18 protein-coding genes and 4 pseudogenes are annotated in these 21,742 nt (G+C 72.0%); 10 read left to right on the forward strand and 12 right to left on the reverse strand.

The genetic code is table 11. The annotated features are described in order from the left end of the window. Window positions 1–193: 193 nt before the first annotated feature. A pseudogene (locus tag P3H78_RS28645) lies at window positions 194–685 on the forward strand (transposase family protein); the annotation flags it as partial. A 120-nt stretch (window positions 686–805) separates the two neighbouring features. Here P3H78_RS28645 and P3H78_RS28650 read toward each other — a convergent pair. The 4 genes from P3H78_RS28650 to P3H78_RS28665 all read right to left on the reverse strand — a co-directional run bounded on the left by P3H78_RS28650 (window position 806) and on the right by P3H78_RS28665 (window position 3,341). Next, a complete protein-coding gene (locus P3H78_RS28650) occupies window positions 806–1,507 on the reverse strand; it encodes a Pr6Pr family membrane protein (RefSeq protein ID WP_276112074.1) in 702 nt (233 codons plus the stop codon). Between the two features lie 206 nt (window positions 1,508–1,713). Next, window positions 1,714–2,319 carry a DinB family protein gene (locus P3H78_RS28655; protein ID WP_276112075.1) on the reverse strand — a complete coding sequence of 202 codons (606 nt, stop codon included), beginning with the start codon at window positions 2,317–2,319 and terminating at the stop codon, window positions 1,714–1,716. Between the two features lie 156 nt (window positions 2,320–2,475). Beyond that, the gene (locus P3H78_RS28660; protein WP_276112076.1) at window positions 2,476–3,135 is read right to left on the reverse strand and encodes an MSMEG_1061 family FMN-dependent PPOX-type flavoprotein; all 660 of its coding nucleotides are present in this window, start codon (window positions 3,133–3,135) and stop codon (window positions 2,476–2,478) included. Beyond that, window positions 3,132–3,341: a hypothetical protein gene (locus tag P3H78_RS28665; protein WP_276112077.1), complete on the reverse strand. Its 210-nt coding sequence runs from the start codon at window positions 3,339–3,341 to the stop codon at window positions 3,132–3,134. Before P3H78_RS28665 ends, P3H78_RS28660 begins: the two co-directional genes overlap by 4 nt. A gap of 190 nt (window positions 3,342–3,531) precedes the next feature. Here P3H78_RS28665 and P3H78_RS28670 point away from each other — a divergent pair, with 190 nt between their 5' ends. Both P3H78_RS28670 and P3H78_RS28675 read left to right on the forward strand, forming a co-directional pair. Next, window positions 3,532–3,792, forward strand: coding sequence for a hypothetical protein (locus P3H78_RS28670; protein WP_276112078.1), 261 nt, complete (start codon window positions 3,532–3,534; stop codon window positions 3,790–3,792). Window positions 3,793–3,902: 110 nt separating this feature from the next. After that, window positions 3,903–4,875: pseudogene (locus P3H78_RS28675) on the forward strand (site-specific integrase); the annotation flags it as partial. A 231-nt stretch (window positions 4,876–5,106) separates the two neighbouring features. On the opposite strand, the gene P3H78_RS28680 reads toward P3H78_RS28675, so the two are convergent. Continuing rightward, window positions 5,107–5,679: a TetR/AcrR family transcriptional regulator gene (locus P3H78_RS28680; RefSeq protein ID WP_276112079.1), complete on the reverse strand. Its 573-nt coding sequence runs from the start codon at window positions 5,677–5,679 to the stop codon at window positions 5,107–5,109. A 104-nt stretch (window positions 5,680–5,783) separates the two neighbouring features. Here P3H78_RS28680 and P3H78_RS28685 point away from each other — a divergent pair, with 104 nt between their 5' ends. Beyond that, window positions 5,784–6,692, forward strand: a complete 909-nt coding sequence (locus P3H78_RS28685) for an alpha/beta hydrolase family protein (RefSeq protein ID WP_276112080.1) — start codon at window positions 5,784–5,786, stop codon at window positions 6,690–6,692. A gap of 460 nt (window positions 6,693–7,152) precedes the next feature. Here the strand turns inward: P3H78_RS28685 and P3H78_RS28690 are convergent, their stop codons facing one another. Both P3H78_RS28690 and P3H78_RS33605 read right to left on the reverse strand, forming a co-directional pair. Next, a complete protein-coding gene (locus P3H78_RS28690; protein ID WP_276112095.1) occupies window positions 7,153–7,590 on the reverse strand; it encodes a VOC family protein in 438 nt (145 codons plus the stop codon). Between the two features lie 60 nt (window positions 7,591–7,650). Next, a pseudogene (locus tag P3H78_RS33605) lies at window positions 7,651–7,969 on the reverse strand (IS1380 family transposase); the annotation flags it as partial. Window positions 7,970–8,167: 198 nt separating this feature from the next. Between P3H78_RS33605 and P3H78_RS28695 the strand changes: the two are divergent. After that, entirely contained in the window at window positions 8,168–8,497 is a 330-nt protein-coding gene (locus P3H78_RS28695) for a DUF6422 family protein (RefSeq protein WP_276112081.1), read from the forward strand. A 426-nt stretch (window positions 8,498–8,923) separates the two neighbouring features. On the opposite strand, the gene P3H78_RS28700 is transcribed toward P3H78_RS28695, so the two are convergent. The 3 genes from P3H78_RS28700 to fxsT form a co-directional block, all read right to left on the reverse strand. Next, on the reverse strand, window positions 8,924–9,337 hold the full coding sequence (locus P3H78_RS28700) for a hypothetical protein (protein WP_276112082.1): 414 nt from the start codon (window positions 9,335–9,337) through the stop codon (window positions 8,924–8,926). A 231-nt stretch (window positions 9,338–9,568) separates the two neighbouring features. Beyond that, window positions 9,569–11,113 (reverse strand): AMP-binding protein, encoded by a 1,545-nt coding sequence (locus tag P3H78_RS28705; protein WP_276112083.1) that lies wholly within the window; start codon window positions 11,111–11,113, stop codon window positions 9,569–9,571. Between the two features lie 347 nt (window positions 11,114–11,460). Then, window positions 11,461–16,776, reverse strand: coding sequence for an FxSxx-COOH system tetratricopeptide repeat protein (fxsT, locus tag P3H78_RS28710; protein ID WP_276112084.1), 5,316 nt, complete (start codon window positions 16,774–16,776; stop codon window positions 11,461–11,463). A 203-nt stretch (window positions 16,777–16,979) separates the two neighbouring features. Between fxsT and P3H78_RS28715 the strand changes: the two genes are divergently transcribed. Further along, entirely contained in the window at window positions 16,980–17,162 is a 183-nt protein-coding gene (locus P3H78_RS28715) for a hypothetical protein (protein WP_276112085.1), read from the forward strand. A gap of 87 nt (window positions 17,163–17,249) precedes the next feature. Here P3H78_RS28715 and P3H78_RS33610 read toward each other — a convergent pair whose 3' ends face one another. Further along, window positions 17,250–17,372: a hypothetical protein gene (locus P3H78_RS33610; protein WP_438828063.1), complete on the reverse strand. Its 123-nt coding sequence runs from the start codon at window positions 17,370–17,372 to the stop codon at window positions 17,250–17,252. Window positions 17,373–18,096: 724 nt separating this feature from the next. Continuing rightward, a complete protein-coding gene (locus P3H78_RS28725) occupies window positions 18,097–18,363 on the reverse strand; it encodes a GlsB/YeaQ/YmgE family stress response membrane protein (protein ID WP_276112086.1) in 267 nt (88 codons plus the stop codon). Window positions 18,364–18,566: 203 nt separating this feature from the next. On the opposite strand from P3H78_RS28725, the gene P3H78_RS28730 reads away from it, so the two are divergent. The 4 genes and pseudogenes from P3H78_RS28730 to P3H78_RS33615 all read left to right on the forward strand — a co-directional run. Next, window positions 18,567–19,700, forward strand: coding sequence for a TerD family protein (locus P3H78_RS28730; RefSeq protein WP_276112087.1), 1,134 nt, complete (start codon window positions 18,567–18,569; stop codon window positions 19,698–19,700). A gap of 153 nt (window positions 19,701–19,853) precedes the next feature. Then, window positions 19,854–20,219: an ArsR/SmtB family transcription factor gene (locus tag P3H78_RS28735; RefSeq protein WP_276112096.1), complete on the forward strand. Its 366-nt coding sequence runs from the start codon at window positions 19,854–19,856 to the stop codon at window positions 20,217–20,219. Window positions 20,220–20,573: 354 nt separating this feature from the next. Next, window positions 20,574–21,263 (forward strand): lytic transglycosylase domain-containing protein, encoded by a 690-nt coding sequence (locus P3H78_RS28740; RefSeq protein WP_276112088.1) that lies wholly within the window; start codon window positions 20,574–20,576, stop codon window positions 21,261–21,263. A 288-nt stretch (window positions 21,264–21,551) separates the two neighbouring features. Beyond that, a pseudogene (locus P3H78_RS33615) lies at window positions 21,552–21,742 on the forward strand (hypothetical protein); the annotation flags it as partial.

Genomic DNA, 21,742 nt, shown 5'->3' on the forward strand with positions numbered 1-21,742 from the left:
CGACCCCCGCACTGAGCGACTGACTGAGTCTCTTCGCCTTGTGGACCAGGGCGCCCGCCACACCGACGCGGCGCGACAGCATGGCCACTGATCGGGTGACGCCGACGCAGTGGGGTGGGGGCCGCAACGCACCAGGCTTCCGTGCCGTTGAGGAAGGCGTTCGGAGTCTCAACCCATCGGCGCAGATGCTTCGTTGGTTTCCCACCCTGCCGCACTCCACCTGCCCCACGTGCTGGTCGAGTGGTCACGATGCTCATCGTCACCCGTGAGACAGCCGGCGCAAACTCCCGCCGCACCAGCGTGCGCTCGTCGCTCTCGTGTATCTGCACCGCCACGCCACCCGGCACCGCACACGCCCACGTCACCGCCGTCACCGGCCTGCTCGCCGATCGGGCCCCGGGCCTGCTGAAGATTCTGCGCGAGCACGATCCGGACTTCGTACTGGTGGACAGGGCCCTCGCCGAGTGCGACCGCGCAGGCGCGGCCGGGGTGACTACTCGGCAAAGCACCGTCGGCACGGGTGAACCTCCAGATCATCACCGATCCCGCCGGCGAGGTGACGTGGATCTCGCCCGTACTGCCGGGCCGCACCCACGACCTGACCGCAGTCCGCACCCACCGCATCATCCCGAGCTGGGAGCGACAAGGTGTCCCGATCCTCACCGGCCGCGCTGTTTCCGCTGCATGAGGAGCATGCCAATCGCTCCCGATACGGCCCCGACGATGCCAGCCACGATCAATACCGTCAGCATTTTGCATCATCCTCGGTAGCGATGGACGACTCGGCGTGCGGCGACGCCGCGACTCAGCCCGGCCGTTGACCGACTGTGACCGCCGGGGTGGCGCGCGGGGTGTAGCGGCGGTCGAGGGCAACGAGCCCGAGACCCAGCAGGTAGAAGGCGGAGGCGAGGAAGAAGCAGTTGACGCACACCCGCCCGTATCCGAAACCGGCGACGTCGAGGAAAGGGTACGGGTAGCGCGTACCGCTGGTCACCACAGCGCCCCGGCCCAGCGCGAAGGCGAGATAGGCCAGCGGATAGGCGAGCCACAGCGCCGCATGTCGCGGACGCAGGGCACCCCTCGGGCCGAAGAACCACCAGTCCAGCAAGGCCATCAGCGGTGTGACCACGTGCAGAAGCACGCTGTCCCACGTGTAGTGCGACTCCTTCTGCTGCTGGTAGAAGGGACTGGCCGGATTGGCGAGCAGCAGGTTGAAGACGGTGCCGGTGATCATGATGTAGAGCGTCATCGCGCCCTTGACCGATGCCGGGAAGGCCCCTTCGGCATCTTCGACATCCGAGCCCCACAACGTTCGGATGACCAGCGCTGCGAAGAACACGGTCAGTAGCAGATTGCTCTGGACCGTGAAGTAGATCCAGAACTCGGCGGGACCGGGGCTCGCAAGGCTTTTGGCCGTGGTGCCGGCGAGCCCCGCCGCACCGGCCGCGCAGAGCGCCGATCGAAAGGCTATGAGCCACGCACGGTTCGGTCCGTGGTCTGATGCCATGAATGCTCCGTGGTAGAGGGGTGGGGCGTCGGGGCGGGCCATGTTACTGCCGTGAACACGGCCCGCTCGTCACACGGTGCGGTCCCACCGCCTTGCGGACGCGCAGCGAACGACGGCAGCAACGGGGCCGCCAGCTCCCAGAGTTCATCAGCAACCAGACGCTTCGACAGATCAGCACCCACGATCGGCAGCATGCCGCACGAAGATCAAGTCACGTGAGACAGCCTTTGGGCCTTGATGGGTGCGGCCGACCTGGCGGCCTTCTCGATCTTCGCGCAGTAGGCTGCACGGGCTTCCTCGTCGATCTGCTTCTCGTGCTCGGCGCGCATCCCGGTCCGGCCGTCGAGGCCCTCGCGCAGGATATCGGCGTGCCCGGCATGCCGGTTGGACTCGCCGAGGACATGGACCATGACGGCGAACAGGTTCGTGTTGGGACAAGGCTCCGGCCACCACGGCACGTGGCCGGGGGCGTCGAGGGGAAGCTCGTCGATCGTCGCGTCCGAGTGTTCCCACGTGCGCCGGTAGAACCCGATGATCTGATCGCGGGTCTCGTCCTCGGTCGCCCACTGGTCGCCGCCGTTGTAGTCCTGCCATCCGGGCAGCGGTTCCGGGGAAGGGCGGTCGAAGACCTCGCCGAAGTACCTGGCTTCGACGGTGGCCACGTGTTTGACCAGGCCGAGGAGGTTGGTCCCGGTCGCTGTCAAGGGTCGGCGGGCGTCGTATTCGGACAAGCCGTCGAGTTTCCAGAGCAGCGCCTTGCGGTCCCGCCGCAGTCTCCCGTGCAGGTTGTCCTTCGCGAATTCATCGATCACGCGGCATGAGCCTGCCATGGGCTGCTCGTGGCCTCAAGATCCCGTACCGGGTCCGCAACGGCCGGCAGGGCCGAGGCCAGGCCATGGGCGCCGCCCTGACCTGCTACAAGAAGCGCGCGAAACTTGCCACATGAGACACAATCGCTGGTCGGCGCGTTACTCGTACCGGTACTTCAGCGAATCCGCCTCCGCCTGCTCGATGTCAGCGATCGTCAGCTCCGGCATCCGCAGCTGGGCCAGCGTCACCTCGGCCGAGGTCGGCTGGGCGTCCGCCAGCAGCCACTGCTCCGTCTTCCAGGCTCCACTGCGCAGGAGCGACTTGGGGCAGTGCGGGTAGACCTCCTCGATGCCCAGCACCAGCGCACTGGCCGGCGGCTTGCCCACGGCAGTCAGCTGCGACAGCAGTTCCGGACGGGTGGAGACGCACGCCCGACCGTTCACCCTGAGCGTCGTGGTGCGCCCCGGGATGACGAACAGCAGCCCGGCCCGTCCGGTGGCGACGACGTTCTGCAGGGTGTCCAGTCGCTTGTTGCCGGTCGCGTCCGGTATCGCCACCGTCCGTTTGTCCAGGACGGCGACGAACCCGGCAGGACCGCCGCGCGGGGAAACGTCACAGTTGCCCTCGGCGTCCGCGCTGGCGACCAGGACCAGCGATGAGCATCCGATCAACCGCTGTGTCTGTGCGGTGAGTTCGGTCATCTGCTTGCGCACGGCCGCCTCGCCGGGCAGGTCGTAGACCCGGCGCAGCGCCTCCTTGTCGGGCACGGCGTCGAGGCGGAGCGAGTCGAAGGCACTGCCGGCATGGAGTGGTGTCATGCCCCGACCCTAATGGGCCGGCCTGCGACGCGAGTCGTCTCACGTGTGAAGATCAGACAGGCCCGCGCGGCCGACACGGTGATCAGCGAGTCGGCGTTGCCGCTGTCCCTCCGCCACGCCCTCATCAGGGCGGACGGCTCGCTGTCGGCGGTGAACCGCGCATCTGCCGTGCCGAACGCGGTCTGCTGCATGTCCGGTCCGGTCATCGCTTTCCGGCGAGCAGGGCAGCGGTGCCAAGGGTGGCTCTGAGTGGATCGGGCATCCCCCTGATGGTCGCGGTGCGGGGGTTTCTGCGTGCACGCTGTGGCGCGGTTGTGACGACGCGTTCGGCTGCGAGACGGTGGCGTTCGAGTGCCAGTATGACTCCGTGGCCGCGACCGGCAAGGAGAAGACCGCATGAGCGAGGACCTGGACCGCTACGAGCTGAGGGCGCGGCAGCTGCGCATTCTGGCGGGCCTGCACCGCAAGCGCGCCGCTGAGCTGGACCTGGCTGCCGAAGCCGCCTTGGCCACACGGTCGATGCGTCGCTTCGCCGAGCTGCTCACGGAAGCGGAGCTGCGGGATCTGGCAGAGCACCCAGACCTCGCCGAGCTGAACGTGCAGCTGGACGGTTTCTACGGGGCCGGCCCGGTGCGCCCGGACGAGGAGCCCACATGAGGTCCGGCGCGACGGCTGCTTCCCCTGTCGTCGGGGGCTCTGCCGATCTCGACCTGCGGCGTCGTCAAGTCGCTGCGGGAAGCGGTCCTGTTACCCGCGGCCAGGAGGAGATGGTGCCTGCGGTCCTGCTGCTGCCCGCCGGGAAGGCGCTGACGGTCCGCGCGTCGGCCGACGCCTTCCTCGACTCGCTCGCCAACCCGAGCACGGTCCGGAACTACGGCATCGCTGCCGGGAAGACCGCCGACCGGATCAGCGAGGGCAGAGCGCTCGCCGCGGTCGAGGACGACGAGATCAGCGAGGCGCTGCAGCTGCTGTGAGGCGACTCGGCGGTGAACACATGGAATGCCCGCCGCGGCGCGGTGCTGTCCTGGACGAGCTGGTGCTCCGAACGCGGCTACGACGGTGAGGCGGTCCCGGCCTGGGCGAAGCGGATCGCGCCGCCGGACTCGGACACCCCGGTCCGCTCGAAGACGGAGATCGATCGGTTGATCGCCCGCCGCGACGCCACCTGCGGGAGAAGACGCTGCGGCGGATGCTCTACGAGACGTGCGCCCGACTCGGAGGAGATCCTGGACGTCGACATCGAGGACCTGGCCCTGCCCGGCCGCCGCTGCCCGGTGACCTCCAAGGGCGCCCGGCCGAAGATCCGCCGCCGCGGCGCCGGCCGCGCCGACTACGTGCTGAATACGGTGTTCTGGGACGCCGGCACCGCCAGGCTGCTGCCGAGGCTGATCCGTGGCCGCACCCGCGGGCCAGTGTTCGTCGCCCACCGCCGCCCCGACCCCGGCAAGGTCGTCTCCGCCCGGTACGTGTGCCCGGACACCGGCCTGGCCCGCCTCTCCCACGGCCAGGCCCGCGCCCTGCTCGACCAGCACACCGCGCACGCGGTGCCAGGCACCGGCTGCGCCGTGCACGAGTACCGCCACTCCGGCCTGACCGACCTCGGCGAGCGGGCGCCTCCGAGCTGATGCCGACGGCCAAGTCCCGGCACAAGAGGCCGAGAACGTCCGCCGCTCCTTCAAGCCCTCGCCGGAGGCCACCGCGGGCGTCACCGGTCTGATGGCCCCGGGCGACGCCCGGCGCTGTTCGGCCGCCGTCCGCCTTGAGCCACCGCCGCCTCGCCCGGTCGTCGATGTGCGGTGCCGCGGGCGAGGTGGAGCAACGGTGTGACGGGACAGGACGCGCGCGGGCGCCCTCCAGGGCGCCACCAGCAGTCGGCGGGCAGTGGATGCAGCCGTAGTCCGCACTGCGACTTCGCACAGAGGACGGAGACCGGCGTGGCGGGTGCGGGCGGCACGGGCGCCGGGGCGGTTGTCAGGCCGTGTTGCGACATCCGGCGAGGAGGAGGGCGACCATGCGCCTGGCGTCGGCCTGATCGTAGTCGGGGCCGGTGATGCAGAGGTTTCCGATGGCGCGCATGAGCGTGTAGGCGGTGGTGGCACCGGGGCGAAGTTCGTCGTCGGCGACGCAGGCGTCCAGCAGCGTCGCACAGGCCGGGACCAGTGTGTCGAGCATGAGGGCGTGAAGGTTCTCCAGCCCCGGATCTCCGGACCCCAGCGCCGCGCCGAGGCCGTGCTTGGTCACCAGGAAGTCCACGAACGCGTCCGTCCACCGGGTCAGCGCGGTGAACGGCGAGGCGGACTCGTCGAGGAGCCGGGGCGCGAGAGCGGCGCAAGCGTCGATCTGGTGCCGATAGACGGCGGTGACGAGGTCCGCGCGGGTCGGGAAGTTCCGGTAGACCGTGCCGACACCGACGCCGGCGCGTTCGGCGATGTCACGGACAGGCGCCTGGACGCCCTGCTCGACGAAGACCGCCGCAGCGGCCTCCAGTACACCGCCGCGGGTGCGCTGCGCCTGTGCCTGGCGTACCCCGACCGACTCCGGCACGGATGCCTCCCTTTACTCGCGGAACAATGTTCCGCTAAGTTGGCGGAACATCGCTCCGCCAAAGTATGGCAGAGCCGCTCCGCAGAGAAAGCCACAGGTCTCCCATGTCTTCCCGCCCCCTCGGCCAGCAGATCGTCTCGGTCAAGCCCCTCCCCGTTCCCGCACCTGGCCGCGGCATCGACCTGCAGGTGAAGGTCACCGCCCCGCGGTCGGGCCAGAACCTGCCCGTGATCGTCTTCTCCCACGGCAACGCGTGGTCCCTCGACGGGTACGAGCCCCTCGTCGACCGGTGGGCCTCCGCCGGATTCGTCGTGGTGCAGCCCACCCACCTGGACTCCCGCCGCAACGTCATCGGCTGGGACGATCCGCGCTTCGCCACCATCTGGCGCGTGCGGATAGCCGACCTCCACGCCATCCTCGACAACCTCGGCGACGTCCTGGCCCAGGCCGGCCTGGAGACCCGCGTCGACCGTGAGCGCATCGCCGTGGCCGGCCATTCCTGGGGCGCCCAGACCGCGGGCGCCGTCCTCGGGGCCCGCGTACTCGACGCCGACGGCGTTCCCGGCGAGGACTTCTCCCACTCCGCGGTGTCGGCCGGCGTGCTGATCGCCGCGACCGGAACCGGCGACACCCTCACCCCGTTCGCCGCCGAGAACCTCCCGTTCATGAAGCCGGACTTCTCCACCATGGCCACCCCGGCCCTGGTCGTCGCGGGCGGCAAGGACCAGTCGCAGCTCTCCACCCGGGGGCCGGAGTGGTTCACCGACGCCTACCACCTCAGCCCGGCCCCCAAGAGCCTGCTCACCATCGCCGAGGCCGAGCACACCATGGGCGGCATCGCCGGCGAAAGGGTCGCCGAGACCACCGACGAGGACCCCGCCCGCGTCGTCCTCCTCGCCGACGCGATCTCCGCCTACCTCCGGGCGGCCCTCGGCCTCGACGACGCCGAGTGGACCGCCCTCGGCAGCACCGCCGAGGACGGCGGGGGTACGTGGAGCATCGCCGGCAAGTAGGCCCAGCCCGACAGTCGGGGGATGCCCGGCGCCGAACGGTCGAGCAGAAGGACGCCCCGGTCCGACCCGCGAGGGGGCGGCGGTGCTCGGAGCCACTCCTTCGCCTCTGCTCACACCTCGTTCCGCTTCGGCTCGCGCAGCGGCCGCGGTCCGCGCGATGCGCTCCAGGCCGATCCGCCGCGGGCCGCGTCCTGGAAGGCTCCGCAGGTTCACTGCCGGGTGCCGTGCACGGGAATGCTCAGACGATTCCGGCGGGTGCGCGCATCACCAAGCGGGGCTCTGACGGAGGAACCGTCCACGAGCGAGGGATCGGCGACAGCGCGACGGGGCATGTCCTCCTCCGGCAGGAGACCCGGGTGGTCCGCCCCTGCACGCCGAGCGCCGCGCCGATCGGCAAGGTGGTGGCGCGCATGGATTTCGGGCCACGTGGAGGATCCGAACGGTGTGACCCGATCAACCGTCAGTTCTTCTTCAGCTCCTCGGCGAGCATCACAATGATGCCGCTGGGACCGCGGACGTACGTGAGCTTGTAGACGTCCTCATAGGTCGCCACACCGCGAAGCGGACGGCATCCGTGCCGGGCGGCTGCCTCAAGGGCTTTGTCGAGGTCGTCGACTGAGAAGGCGACGCGGTGCATGCCAATCTCGTGGGGGCGAGTGGGCTCCGACTCGATCGCTTCTGGGTGGATGTACTCGAAGAGCTCGAGGCGACCGTGACCGTCCGGCGTCTGGAGCATCGCGATGTTGGCGTGATTGCCATCAAGGCCGACGACGGTGTCGGTCCACTCGCCACTGACCGTGTCACGGCCGACGACCGTGAGGCCGAGGTCCGTGAAAAAGGAGATCGTTGCTTCGAGGTCGCGAACGGCGATGCCCACGTTCTCAAATTTGATGGCCATGCGTTGCATGCTACCGACCCGACCCTTCGGGTGTTTCCGGCCAGGACGCAGCCGAGTACCAAGGGCACCGTCGAGGTCGACCGTGGCCGGTCCACCGGCGTCCGGTGCGTGTTCGCCGGCCGGCGACGAGACCCGGTGGCGGACCCCGGACCCCGGACCGTGCGACAGTCGGGAGACCGTCGGGCCGAAGACGGCCGGTTCGCACAGCAGCATCGCGACATCCGCGAGGCAGTCACCGCCGAGCGCGACCGCCAGGACGATGTCCAAAGGACCTTGCTGGGGTCGTGTGGGCCCCGGACCAGAATTGCGGACAGCACCGCACCCGGACCGGTCTTGCGGACCGTCTCGACCAGCAGTACCGCACAGCTTGCGAACCCATTCCGCGACCGCCTCGATCCGGAGGGCGACGAGGTCTGCCGTGTCAGCACCTGAACAGCTTGGTCGTCCACCTGTCGTCCGTCGAGTCGTCGACCCGTCACTCGTGTGATCGAACCAGCGCGCGTCGCCGTCGCACCGAAGCCGCAGCTCCAGCAGACTCGCTCGTCACGACGCCTCGACGAGAACGGGAGTCCAGGTCGTGCAGAACCGGAAGCAGCGAACCAGCGAGCAGTCCAAGGCTCTGCAGGAGGCAGCGCTACTGATCATCAACGCCCGCCGCGAGGCTGTGGCGCGCGTGCTGCAATCGGAGGCCGAGCTACTTCCTGAGGAGCGTGACTGGTTCGAGGGGCCGTGCATGGGCCAACTGCATCCTCCCCCGACTCCCCATCCGTGTGGCTGCAGCGTGTACAAGGGCAATGGACGAGAGCGTTGTCTTACGCGGTGGACCGATTTTCTGGGTCCCGATGCGGGCGACGGCTCTCCCCATGTGCTCTGTCAGCACCTGCCGGAGGAGCATGCCGCAATCTGATGCCTTTCCCGCTGATGAGGACCGATGACATCGGCGGGTACGCGGAGAGCCTTGCCGGGCCGGGCCGACGTGCGGGGGGGGCCGGGAGCATCCGCTGCCGATCCGGAGCCACGTTCCCCTGCGGGACCTGATCCAGCCGGTCGACGACGCAAGTCTGGCCTCGCGAAACGGCCGACAGTGGGCCGAACAGGCCGGTCGTGCCAGGCCGGGGCCGATGCAGGGATTGCTGCGCCGGGCCGGCTGGGATGCGCACGCGACCGCCACGAGGTGGGCGCAGCGGTCCTTCTGCCGGTACGGACGGGCCCGTCCGAAGCCTGGTCCGCATCGCCCCCCGCCCCTGTTCCGGCGTACAGGAGCGGGGGCATACGCCCCTGCCTGCCCGCACCAGGCGTCCCCGACCTGATGCGGGCAGGCGGGCCGGTGCGGTCAGCGCACCTGCACGGTCCTCGTCGGGGAGACCTGGTGTATCCAGGTGTGCCCCGACGTCGGGGACGATGCCTCGGTGAGCACACCGCGGAACTGCCACAGGCCGCGATGCGCCGGGTGCACCGAGAACCTCAGGCTGCCACCACCGTTGTAAGCGCCGCGCGAGCACCGCACCGTCACCCACGCGCCCTTGCCTGAACGTTCCTGCACACAGAACCTGTTGTAGGTGGAGTTGTCGTCCTCTCCCTGCCCGGCAAGGTGGACGGACGAGCCGGGGCGGACGGTGTGCGGGCCGGCTGTGAACGAGATGTCGGACTTCGCCCAGGCGCCCGCTGCCGCCAGCCCGATCGCGGCCACCGCCACCGAGCCGACGGCCGCCCCCCGCAGTGCCGTACGGCGATAACGCGTACTCATGGATTCGCTCCTCTGCGATCGCTGCGTCTCCCGCCGTGCCGATCCGGACTGGTCAGGCGCCTCACTGCCCGGCGGGTTGTCGATAGAGGAGACAGCCCAGTCGCAGCAGTCGTTGCCTCGGCATCGTCACAAGTCCGAAACACGGTGATTTTCCTCAACAAGGCCATACCCGACCGCTCTTGGCTCCTCGGTCGGCGATCGGAACGTCACTGCGGGGTCCGGCCGTGGTGGTCAGGTCGTGGGGGTCGTGGCTCGGCGGCGCAGTTCCTTCTTGTCGGGCTTGCCCACGTCCGTCAGCGGCAGTTCGTCGGGGAAGGTGATGCGGGCCGGGACGTACATGGCGCCGCGTTCGGCGCGTACCAGGGCGCGCAGTTCGTCGGAGTCGGTGGTGGCGCCGGGGGCGAGGAGCACGGCGGCGTGGACGCGTTCCATGCCGTCCTCGTCGCGGACGCCGAAGACCGCGCACTGCCGGACGTCCGGATGGCTGTTGAGCAGGTCCTCCAGCTCCGTGGTGTACACGTGGCCGCCGACCACGACGATCATGTCCTTGAGGCGGTCCACCACGGTCAGGTAGCCCTCCGCGTCGCGGAAGCCGATGTCTCCGGTGCGCAGCCAGCCGTTTCGCAACACGCTCGCGGTGAGCTCCGGCTGCTTCCAGTAGCCCTGCATCACCATGGCGGAGCGGACGCAGATCTCGCCGTGCTCGCCGTCGGGGAGGGCGCTGCCGTCCTCGTCCCGGATCTCCACCTCGACGCCGTCCAGGATCCGCCCGGCGGTGCGCAGGCGCTCCGGGTCGTCCGGGTCGTGGTCGGCGGGGGTGAGGACGCTGATCAGGCCGCCCTCGTTCTGGCCGTAGCCCTGCACCAGCACCGGGCCGAGCCGGCGCACGGCGTCGGCGATGCGCGCCGGGGAGGACTGGCAGCCGCCGTAGAGCACCTGGCGCAGCGTGGACGTGTCGGTGTGCCCCATGGCGGGGTGGTCGAGCAGCTGGTAGAGGAGGGGCGGCAGCAGCCACAGGTGGGTGATGCGCTCGCGTTCGACGGTCGTCAGCACGTCGGCCGGGTCGAAGTCGTCGAGCATCACCACCGTGCCGCCGGACTCCAGGACGCCGTCGGCGAGCATGCCGGCCGCGTGGGCGATGGTGGTGGCGACGAGCTGGCGGGCGGCGTCGGTCTCGATGGCGCCGGCCCGGCCGGCCTTACGCTGTTCCCGCACCTGCCGGTAGGTGGTGCAGATGCCCTTCGGGTGGCCGGTCGTGCCGCCCGTGTGACGGATGGCGCAGATGTCGTCCGGGCCCGCCTGGCCGGGGAAGGGGTCGGTCGTCCGGGTGGCGGCGAGCGCCAGCAGGTCGTCGGCGGTGGCGCTCGGGCCGAGCGCCAGCACCGACTTCACGGGAACGGCCTCGACGATGGCGGCGGCCCGGTCGGCCAGGCGGGGGTCGACGACGAGGGCGCGTGTCTCCACGTCGTGGACGATGGCGGCCTGCACGTCGGCGGAGAGCCCGGTGTAGAGGTGGTTGACCTGAGCACCGATCAGGTGGGCGGCGTACCGGACGGCGATCGCCTCGGGCAGGTTGCCGCTGAGCAGGGTGACGGTCTGACCGCGTTCGATTCCCTGGCCCTGCATGGCCCACGCCGTCCGGTGCACGAGGTCGTGGAACTCTCCTGCGGTGACGCGGCGGTGGCCGTGCACCAGGGCCTCGCGGTCGGGGTTCTCCCGCAGGGCGTCGAGGATGTCCTCCGCATGGCTGCGGAAGCGTGGGGCGACGGTGGACATGTGTGTCGGTCCTCCTGGTCCGGCGCGCTCCGTCGCGGGCCGGCACGTATGGCTGTGCTGGTGGGGGGCGGGAGCCGGGCGCCGTTCGGCCCGGGCCGTGCAGGCGCTGCTCCGTTGGGGTGGCCTCACACCCAGAGAAAGTTGCCTAGGTCAACCACGTTTCGACTGTAGGACGTTCGTACGAGCAACATCAACTCGGTGGTCGCACGACGTCGACATTCGGCCGTCCTGCTCGTGCGGAGCGGCCGGCTGCGCCCCGGCTGCTCCGCACGAGCAGGTCGAGATGCGAACGCCGTCGTCGCAGCGGGCATCGCTGCACGGCTGACGCGAGAGCGGGTGGCAGCCCCTCAGGAGTCCTCGTCGGCAGGGCGCTGGGACTGTCCGCCGTTCTCCCCGGCGGTCCTCCAGTGGCGCAGGTTGTTCCGCACGATCCGGCAGTGCGGGTGGTCCTCACCCAGCAACTGCTCCATGTGGTGAAGCAGTTGCTCCGTCATGGCCGCCGCCTGCGCCGTGTTCCCCGCGCAGCCCTGCCAGTGGGCGAGGCTGCCCCAGGCCGCCAGCGTCGCCGGGTGGTCGCCGCCCAGGAGGCGGCGACGGTCGGTCAGCAGGCGTTCGTACACCTCGACGGCTCCGGCTGCGTCGCCGGCTCTGCCCAGCCAGTGGGCGAGCTCGCTCCGTACGTGCCGGACCGAGGGGTGGTCCGCGCCCCGCAGCCCCTCCAGCTTCTCCAGCAACTGGCGGCTCCGCGCGGCCGCACCGGCCGGATCGCCCGCCCGGCCCCGCCACCGGGCAGCGTCGTGCAGCGTGGCCAGGGTCTCGTCGTGGTCCGGGCCCAGTACCCGCTGCCGACGGGTGAGGAGTTGCTCGTAGGCGTCGGCGGCGCCCGCCGCGTCGCCCAGCGCGCCGCGCCAGATGGCGAGGTTGGCCAGGCTGGTGAGGACGCTGGGGTGGTCCTCGCCCATGACCCGCTGCTGGTCGGGGAGGAGTTCGGTGAGGAGGGCCACCGCCTGATCACCGTCGCCTCCGGTCCTCCGCCAGTAGGCCGCCTCGTGCCGGGTGACGAGCGTGTCGGCGTGCTCCGGGCCCAGTACGCGCACGCGATCGCCCAGCAGTTCCTCGTAGGCGCTCCTGGCGGCGTCCGCGTCTCCCGCCCGGCCGACCCAGTGCGCCAGCGAGTGACGGGCGGACAGGGTTTCGGGATGGTCGGGGCCGAGGACCCGTCGCCGGCGGGTGAGCAGCTCGCCGTAGGTCTCGACGGCCGCCGCCGCATCGCCGCTCCTCCCCCGCCGAAGGCCCAGGTTGGCCAGGGTGATGAGGGTGTTGGGGTGGTCCTCCCCCAGTACACGCCGCTGGTCCGGGAGCAGCTCCTCCAGTGCGGTCAGGGCCCGGGCACCGTGCCCCGCGCGGCCGAGCCAGTAGGCGATTTCGTGACGGGTGGTCAGCGTGTCGACGTGGTCGCGGCCCCGGACCCGCACGCGGTCCGCCAACAGCTTCTCGTACGCGGCCACCGCCGCCGCCGGATCTCCCGCCCTGCCGAGCCAGCGGGCCAGTGAATGGCGTGCGGTGAGGACGTCGGGATGGTCGGGGCCGAGGACGCGCAGGCGGCGGGAGGCCAGCTCCTGGTAGGTGTCGGCGGCGCCCGCCGCGTGGCCCGCTCTCCCCCGGCATGCGGCAAGGCTGTTCAGGGTGGTGAGGGTGTTGGGGTGGTCCTCGCCCAACGCACGGTCCTGGTCCGGCAGTAGCTCCGCGAAGACGGCGGCCGCGGCCGCCGCATCGCCACCCTCACCACGCCAGTACCCCACCTCGTGCCGCGTCACCAGCGTGTCCGCGTGATCCGGACCCAGCACCCGCACCCGGTCCGGCACCAGCTCCTCGTACGCGGCCACCGCCGCGGCCGGATCTCCCGCCCTGCCGAGCCAACGGGCAAGGGAGTGGCGTGCGGTGAGGGTCTCGGGAGCGTCCGGACCCAGGGCCCGGGCTCGACGGGACACCAGCTCCTCGTATGCCGCCGCGGCTCCCGCCGCCCGGCCCGCCGTCCCCCGCCAGACGGCGAGATTGCTCAGGGTGGTGAGGGTGTTGGGGTGGTCCTCGCCCAACGCACGGTCCTGGTCCGGCAGTAGCTCCGCGAAGACGGCGGCCGCGGCCGCCGCATCGCCGCCCTCACCACGCCAGTACCCCACCTCGTGCCGCGTCACCAGCGTGTCCGCGTGATCCGGACCCAGCACCCGCACCCGGTCGGGCACCAGCTCCTCGTACGCGGCCACCGCCGCGGCCGGATCGCCCGCCTTGCCGATCCACTGTGCCAGCAGGTGACGCGTCGTCAGGGTGGCCGGGTGATCCGGGCCGAGGGCCTGCTGCCGGCGCCGCAGGAGCTGCTCGTAGCCTGCGACGGCGCCGGACGTGGCGCCCGATCTTCCCCGCCACATGGCCAGGTTGGCCTGGGTCGTGTGGGTGTCGGAGTGGTCCTCGCCCAGGGCGCGCCGCTGGTCGGGGAGAAGGGCTTCCAGGACGGCCGCCGCTTCGTCCGGCCGGCCCGCCTGACCCAGCCAGTGGGCGAGTTCGTGGCGTGTGGTGAGGGTGTCCACGTGGTCCGGGCCGAGCGCGCGTACGCGGTCCGGCAGCAGCGCCTCGTAGTCCGCGGCGGCCCGGACCGGGTCTCCCGCCTTTCCGGTCCAGTGGGCCAGCGAGTGGCGCGTCGAGAGCGTGACGGGATCGGCGGGGCCGAGGACGCGTACGCGGTCCGGCAGGAGGCCGGTGAAGGCTGCGGCCGCCTCCGCGTGGTGTCCGGCCTGGCCCAGCCAGTGCGCGCGATCGTGCCGTGTGGTCAGGGTGCCGGGATGGTCGGGGCCGAGGATCCGCTGCTGATGCCCCAGCAGCTCCTCGAAGGTGGCGAAGGCAGCGGCCGCGTCTCCCGACCTGCCCCGCCACAGGGCGAGATCACGGTGCGTGGTGAGGGCATTGGGGTGGTCCTCGCCCAGCACGCGCCGCTCGTCGGGCAGGAGGCTGGCGAGTGCCGCCGCTGCCGCGGCCGCGTCGCCCGCGGTGCCCTGCCAGCGCGCGTGCCCGTAGCGCGCGGTGAGCGTCAGGGGGTGGTCGCGGCCCAGGACGCGGGCGCAGTCCTGGACGAGCGTCTCGTATGCGGCGGCCGCGGCCGGGGCGTCGCCCGCCTCGCCCTGCCACCGGGCGTACTGGTAGCGGATGTGCAGGGTCTGGGAGTGGTCCGGGCCCAGCACGCGGACCTGGTCCGCCAGCAGCAGCCCGTACGCGTCCGCCGCCCCGGCCGCGTCTCCCGCGTCGCCGAGCATCGCGGCCAGGTTGTGGCGTGTCTCGAAGGTGAGCGGATGGTCCTTGCCCAGGACGCGCATCTGGTCGGCGAGGACGTTCTCGAACGCGGTCGTCGCCCGCTCCGTGTCCTCGTCCACCTTGCCCTGCCAGTGGGCGAGGCTCTGCCGGGTGGCCAGGGTCCTGGGGTGGTCCTCGCCGAGCACCTGGGTCTGGAAGGGCAGGAGGGCTGCGAGGGCGGCCGCGGCACCCGCCGCGTCGCCCGCTCTGCCCTGCATGTCGGCGAGGTTGTGCCGTACGGCGAGCGTGAGTTGGTGGTCGTCGCCGAGCACCGGGGCCTGCTGGTGCAGGAGTTCGGAGAGTGCGGCGGCCGCGCCGGCGGGATCGCCCGCCTTCCCCCGGAGGGAGGCGATGCTCTGCCGTGTCTGGAAGGTGAGCATGTTGTCCTCGCCCAGGATGCGCTCCTCGTCGGCCAGGAGTTCGGTGAGCGCCGCCGTGCCGCCTTCCGCGTCGCCTCCCGCGCCGCGCCACCAGGCGATGTGGTGGCGGGCGGCAAGGATGGGCAGGTGGTCCTCGCCGAGGACCTGCACCTGGTCGGGCAGGAGTGCGTCCAGCGCGTCCGCCGCGCCGTCGGTGTCCCCCGACTCCGCGTGCCACAGGCAGGTGCAGAGGCGAAGGCTGAAGGTGTCGGGGTCGCTCGGACCCAGGCGGACGGCGCAGGCGTCGGCGAGGTGATCGAAGTACTCGCGGGCGGCGGCCACCTGACCCGCCTGACCGAGGCTGTGGCCGACGAGGAACAGCACCTCGTGCACCTCGGGCCGGTGCAGTGCCTCCTCGGAACTCGTGCTCAGCGCGGCCGCGTTGGCGCGCAGTACGGAGGACAGGTCCGTGTCCCGCTCGATCTCGGGCCAGGCCGTGAGGAGCGCGTCGGCGGCTGCGCGGCTGAACTGCCGCTTGTGCGCCTCCGGGAGCCGCTCGTGGACGGCGCGCTGCACGAGCTGGTGGATGCGGACGCCCCGGTGGGGGCTGCCGGGGTCGTGCGTGACAAGGCTGAACTGGTGCAGGTTCCACAGGGCGTCCGTGGCGTCCTCGTCGTCCGGGGGCTGCGCCGGGCCGGGCTCCGGGACGGTGGTGCGGTGCGCGTTCAGGTGGGCCAGGGCCGGCAGGGACGTCAGCGCCTGCAGCGGGATCCCGTTGGGAGCGAGCAGGCAGAGCAGGTGCAGCATCGGCCGGGCGAGGCCCACGGGCGGCTGCTGGTCGGCCAGTTCGATGGACAGGTCCCAGGCCGCGGCCACCGTCTTGCTCTGCTGGTCGGGCAGTCCGGTGTCGGTGGGCAGCACGTCGGTGAGGGTCTTCGCCCGGTTGGCCAGGCGCTTGCGGTAGGCGGCGCAGCTCAGGCGCCGGTTGATCATGTAGGGCACGGCCTGGGACAGGGCGAGCGGGAGGCGGCCCAGGTCCTCGGCGAGGCCCTGGATCTCACTCGCGTCCTCATGGCGGTCCCGGGCGGCCAGCTTGGCGGAAAGGTACGCCACGGCCTCGTCGGCGGAGAACCGGTCGATCTCGATGCGGCGCCGGCCGTGCTGCAGGAAGGAGTCGTCGCGGTTGCGGGTGGTGAGCAGCGTCCGTCCGTGCGGGACGTCGGGCGGCCACAGGCCGCGCACGGCCTCGGTGTGGGGGACGTCGTCGAGGACGAGCAGCCAGCGTGCGCCGGGCACCCCGCCGGTGTCCTTCTCCCCCGGAGCGAGCCGGAGCCAGTTCAGGAACGCCGAGGCGGCCTCGGGGTCGTCCGAACTGGTCCCGAGCAGCTGCGCGGCCGCGCTGGAGTAGGCGTCGGCGACGGCGGTGCGGGAGGTCGCGGTCACCCAGACCAGCACCTCCACCTCACCGGTGTCCTGGGCGGTGCGCGCGTAGCGGGCGGCGAGCTGGGTCTTGCCGACTCCCCCCATCCCGGTGACGACCTGTCCGAGGACCGCGGTGCCGCCCGCGGCGGCGGATTCGAGGAGGCGGCGGAGCCCGGAACGCTCCTGGTAGCAGTCGGCCTCCGGCGGGACCGGCCCGAGGGTGCGGCGGGTGCTCTGGACACGGCCGGATCTGCCCGCCTGCCGGTGGTTCCACGCGGCGGTGCGCAGCGCCTGCCACCGGTGGGCGGGGCGCTTCGGGTGTGCCGCACCCGCCCTGTTCTCGAGGAGTGCGACGAGAGCGGTCAGGGCTTCCTTGCTGCGGGCGGACGGGATCGACGTGCCGTTCACCCAGTCGTGGAGGCTGGATTCGCTCACCTTCAGGCGGTGGGCGAGCTGTTGGAAGGTGGGTGAGCCGGCCGCCTTGTACAGGGCATGGAGCGCCGAGGTGAACTCCGCGTCCGGGTCGACGTGTTGCGGCATCGCTCCCGCCCTCCCCCGAGGGGGCGCGTCCGGTCGTCGTCCGGGCCGGACGACGTCCGGACATTTCGCGCCCATGGGCTGACCAGCATAGGCAGACCGGGCCACACGCAGAAGGAGTTCACCGGAACCTCGGCCCCTGCGCTCATGGACGTCGCCGCACCCGTCCCGGCCTCCCGCCGGACCGACCCGAAAGGCTGCCGCCCATGCCTGGCCTGACCCCCGTCCTCGACACCGCGCTGCTGCCCGCGGGCATCGGCGCCGCGCTGTACGCCGGCACGGTCGCCGTCGTCGCGCTGACCGCCGCCCTGGCCCGGGCCCCGGAACGCCGCCGCGACGCCCGGGAGACCCTGAAGGTCCTCCTGCGGAGGAAGGCGGGGGGCCGGTGAGGGGAGCGGTGCCCGGCCGAGCGGCCTCGCTCGGCCGGGCCGGGTTCCGCGCTCCGGCCGACGGCCGCTCGAACCGCACGGCGGCGCTCAAGGCCGCCGATTGGAGTTGGCGAGGGTGACCTGCCGCAGCGGCCCGAAGTGCGCCTCGACGGGGCTGGCCCAGGACGCGTTGGCCGGCGTGAAGCAGAGCTCGGCCCTGTTCCTGGCCACCCGTCGGCGGATCTTGCCGCCTTTGCGGGCGGAGAGGTCGTCGAGGAGGACGCAGGCCGGGGCGGCGTCCGGGCGGACGGCCCGGATGCTCTTGAGCGCGGCGAGGCTGTGATCGGCGCCCTTGCCAAGCCGGTTGACACCCCGGAGCGTGTCGTCACCAATGGATCAGGAGCCGTGGAAGCAGCGCACTCAGTGGGGGCGGTGGAAGGTGTCCGGGAGCCGGTCGGGCCTGGCCTGCACCACCGTCAAGCTCATGGGTGCCGTCCACCTCCTGCATGGCCCAGCGGATCCCAGCGGTCGGTCCGGTGCCGAGTGGGCCGAACTCGTCGAAGGCGAAGGTGCGGTCGGGGCGCTCGTCGAGGGCGTACTCGATTCGGTCCAGCTTGGCGCCCTCGTCCGGGTCGGTGGACTCCTTCCACGTCTTGGTCCGGCCGCGAAGCCGATCATCTGCATGCGCGCGGCGACGCGCTGGGTGACCTCCTCGCGCAAGGTGCGGTACTCCGCGAGGACGGTCGCCATCTCGGCTCGACCCCGCGCCGGGGCGCCTGCGCGCCGGGAGGCAACGTGGAAGGCGGAACCGTGCGGTTGCACCTGCCTTCCGGGCGGCTCGCGGTCGACCGCACGGATACCTGCCCGCGGCGCTACCGGGTGACACGAGCCGCGCGGCGGGCCCCGGACGGAGCGCGCTCCCCCGGCGCCCCGCCCCCGATGCCCCGCGCCCTGTTCAGTCGCGCGAGTCGCCGAACAGGATGCGGTAGCCGATCAGCAGCACCAGCGAGCCGGCGATCGCCGCGCCCCACGTGTAGAGGTCGAAGAAATGCTTCTGCACGGGCCGGTGGAGGAAGTGCGCGGACAGCCAGCCGCCGATGAACGCACCCGCTATGCCGATGAGGGTGGTGCCGATCAGACCGCCCGGGTCTCGGCCGGGGAGAAGGATCTTGGCGATGGCTCCGGCGAGCAGACCGAGAACGATCCAGCTGATGATGCCCACGGTGGGGTCCTCCGTTCGGTGTTGCCTGGTTGCGCAAGCCTAAGGACGTGCAGGTGGGCGTGGCCACTGCCGGGGAGGATTGCCGACGACCCGTCGCTCTTCCGTCACACGTTCAAGACATTGCGCAAGTGGGGAACCTGAGAGGCCGGAATCGCGTTGATCATCATGAAGGCACGTAGTGGAAACAGTTCTGGAGGACGTGCATGACCGTGTCCCTGCCCAAGGGCGGCAACGTATCGCTCAGCCGGCGGGCCCCGGGCCTGACCGCCGTGACGGTGGGGCTGGGCTGGGAGGCGAGCACCGGCCAGGAGCTGGACGCGAGCGCGCTGCTGTGCGACACGTCCGGGAGAGTGCTGTCCGACGAGCACTTCGTCTTCTTCAACAACCCGGCCAGCCCCGACGGCTCGGTCCGCCACTGCGGCGGCGACGGCCCCGCCGGCGAGGACGCCCAGCGGATCCGCGTGGACCTCGCCAGGGTCCCCGCCGAGGTCGCGAAGATCGTCTTCCCGGTGTCGCTCTACGAAGGGCCGGCCCAGGGCCGGTCCTTCGGCGCGGTGCAGCGGGGGCACATCCGCGTCCTCGACGAGGAGGACGGCAGCGAGCTCGCCCGCTACGACCTCGCCGCGGGCACCCTGTCGAGCGAGACGGCGCTGGTCCTCGGCGAGCTGTACCGGCACGGCGCGGAGTGGAAGTTCCGCGCCGTGGGCCAGGGTTACGCATCGGGGCTCGCCGGGATCGCCACGGACTACGGCGTGCAGGTGCTGCAGGAGGCGGCGGCCGATGCCGCGCCCGGCCCGGGGCCCGCCACCACCTCGGCACGGAAGAGCGGCAGTTCCTTCGTGTCCTCCACCCCGCCCGGGCCGGCGCCTGCCGCAGTCCCCCCGGCCGTGTCCCCTTCCACCGCATCACCGCAGATCTTCGGGAGTCCCACAGTGACCTGCTTCTTCGATCCCAACCACGGCCCGGGCACCACCACCGTGACCTGGTCCCCGCAGTGGGGCGTGCCCCGGCCGGTCCAGACGTGCGGCGGGTGCGCCCAGCGGGTGTCGAGCACCGTGCCGCCGTTCTACACGCCGCCGCAGCCGGGGTACCCGCAGGCCGCGCCCCAGGGCTATCCCCAGCAGGGGTACCCGCAGGCCGCGCCGCAGGGGTACCCGCAGCAGGGATACGCCCAGCCCTACGGGGACCACCACGAGCACCACGAGGGCGGCGGACGCCGCTTCGGGGCCGGCGCGCTCATCGGCGCCGGCGCGGCCGGTCTCGTCGGCGGCGCCCTGCTCAACGAGGCGTTCGACGACGACGAGCCGGACGTGGTGAACAACTACTACGAGGAGTGACCCGCCGTCGGCCGGGCCGGTGACGGCGCGGTCCGGTGCCGCCGTGCCTGGCCCCCGTCGCGGGGGCGGGCGTCCGCCGCGGCCGTCCGCCTACACTGTGTGGGCACACATGCGTCGGCAGTGAACGGGGCGGGACGGGAGAGGGCTGTGAGGATGAAGGCCGGTGGCCACGCGGACCCGCCCTCCGAGGTGCTCGCCGAGGCGGCCGCCGCGTTCGGGATGCTCGCCTCGCCGGCCCGGCTGCACCTGATGTGGGCGCTGTCGCAGGCGGAGAGCGACGTCACGCACCTCGCCGACCGGGTGGGCGGTGCGCTGCCCGCGGTCAGCCAGCACCTGGCGAAGCTGAAACTCGCCGGCCTGGTGCGTTCCCGGCGGGAGGGCCGGCGGCAGGTCTACTACGTCGACGATCCGGACGTGGTGACGCTGGTGCGGGTGATGATCGGTCAGATGGCCACGCGGTCGCGGCCGGCGGGCGCGTCCGGCGTGCCGCGCATGCGGCTGCGACGGACCGGCGGCTGAGCGCGGCACGGGACCGGGCAGGGCCGCACGCGCCGGCACCCGGCTGCCCGGCCGTGCTCGGGCCGTCGGTGCACGGGCGGCGGCACGTCGGCCCGTCCACGCACCCATGCGTCCGCGCCGCACCGGCCCGGCCGGGCGGGCGTGGGCGACCTGGCGGGCACGGGCGTCCGGTGTCCGGTGTCCTGGTTCTCCCCGCGGTCATCTCCTCGGGGGCGTCCCGACGGTGGGGGCGCGCGGCGTCGGGCGGCGGTGAGCGGCTCCGCGTCGCGGGGCGGCGCAAAGACCCTCACACCGGTCTTAGCTGCACTGCTGTACAAACGTGCCAGCCGAGGGCGGGTGCAGAAGGGGCGGGAGATGGCCGAATCCAGAGCACCGAAGGGCCGACGGTGGCTTGCCCTGGCGGTGTTCGTCCTGGCGCTGTACGTCCTGGTGCGGGCCGCCGAGACCCCGCAGGACGACGCGCCCCGCCCGTCGAAGGCGCCCAGGCCGGGCGGCTCCGCGTCGGCGCCGTCGGCCGGTTCGGCGGCCGCCTCTCCCCCGGCGGCGGGCGCCGCGTCGTACGATCCGGCCGCCTACGCCGCCGCGGTGCGGACCTGGGCCCGCCGCACGGGCACCGACGCCCGGCTGCTGATGGCGATCCTCTACAACGAGGCGTACAAACCGCACACGCCGGCCTTCGAGCGGGCCTGGCAGAAGTACAAGCCGGACGCGGCCTTCGGGATCGCCAACATGCACCGGGCCACCTTCGACCAGATCAAGAGGGGACGGGACTTCGCCGGCCGCCGCTGGGCCGAGCTGCCGGACGACCGGGACCTCGCCATCGAGGCGGAGGCCTGGTACGTGCACGACCTGGCGGCCCGGCTGCCTGCCGCCCGGTCGACCGCGTTCGGCGAGAACGACCTGCTGGCGCTGGGCTACAACGCGGGCGAGGGCAACATGCTGGCCTTCGCCCGCGGAGCCGAGCCGGGCAGCGACGCCCGGTCGTACGTGGACCGGCTGCACGCGAACTGGGGCCGGGCGGGACGGGCCGTCGGCACGACGTAGCGGCCCGCGGGACCGTCCGGCGCACGGCCCGGCGCGTCCCGCCCGGGCCGCGGGGAAGCCCTCACCGGGGAATTACGCACGGGGGTGCACTGACACAGCGATGGATTTGTTAGATTGCGCAACTACGCAAGTGAAGCCGGATGCCGCTTCACCTGCCCATACGCCGCCGCTCACGCCCGGCCACGCACCCACCGCCCGGCCCGACGGGCCTGATCGCTCTTGGAGTAGGAGATGAACGACTCGTGGGAGGGCCCGGGTGGTCAGGCCACACGTAACCGTGGGTCCCGGGTGCCCGGCCCGCGCGACACCGGGGCCGATGAGGGGTACGGGCCGGGCGGGCGGGGCCGGTCCCGCGGGCCCCGCGGCCCCCCCCGCGCCCCCCCCGCCCGGGGGGGCGGCCTCGACTCCGCCGTCGCCGCCGCGCGCGCCGCGGAGGCCGGCCACGACGTGACCGGCGTCCACCTCGCGCTCTCCGCGAA

The sequence above is a fragment of the Streptomyces tropicalis genome, assembly GCF_029269835.1.
Classification (GTDB): Bacteria; Actinomycetota; Actinomycetes; order Streptomycetales; family Streptomycetaceae; genus Streptomyces; species Streptomyces tropicalis.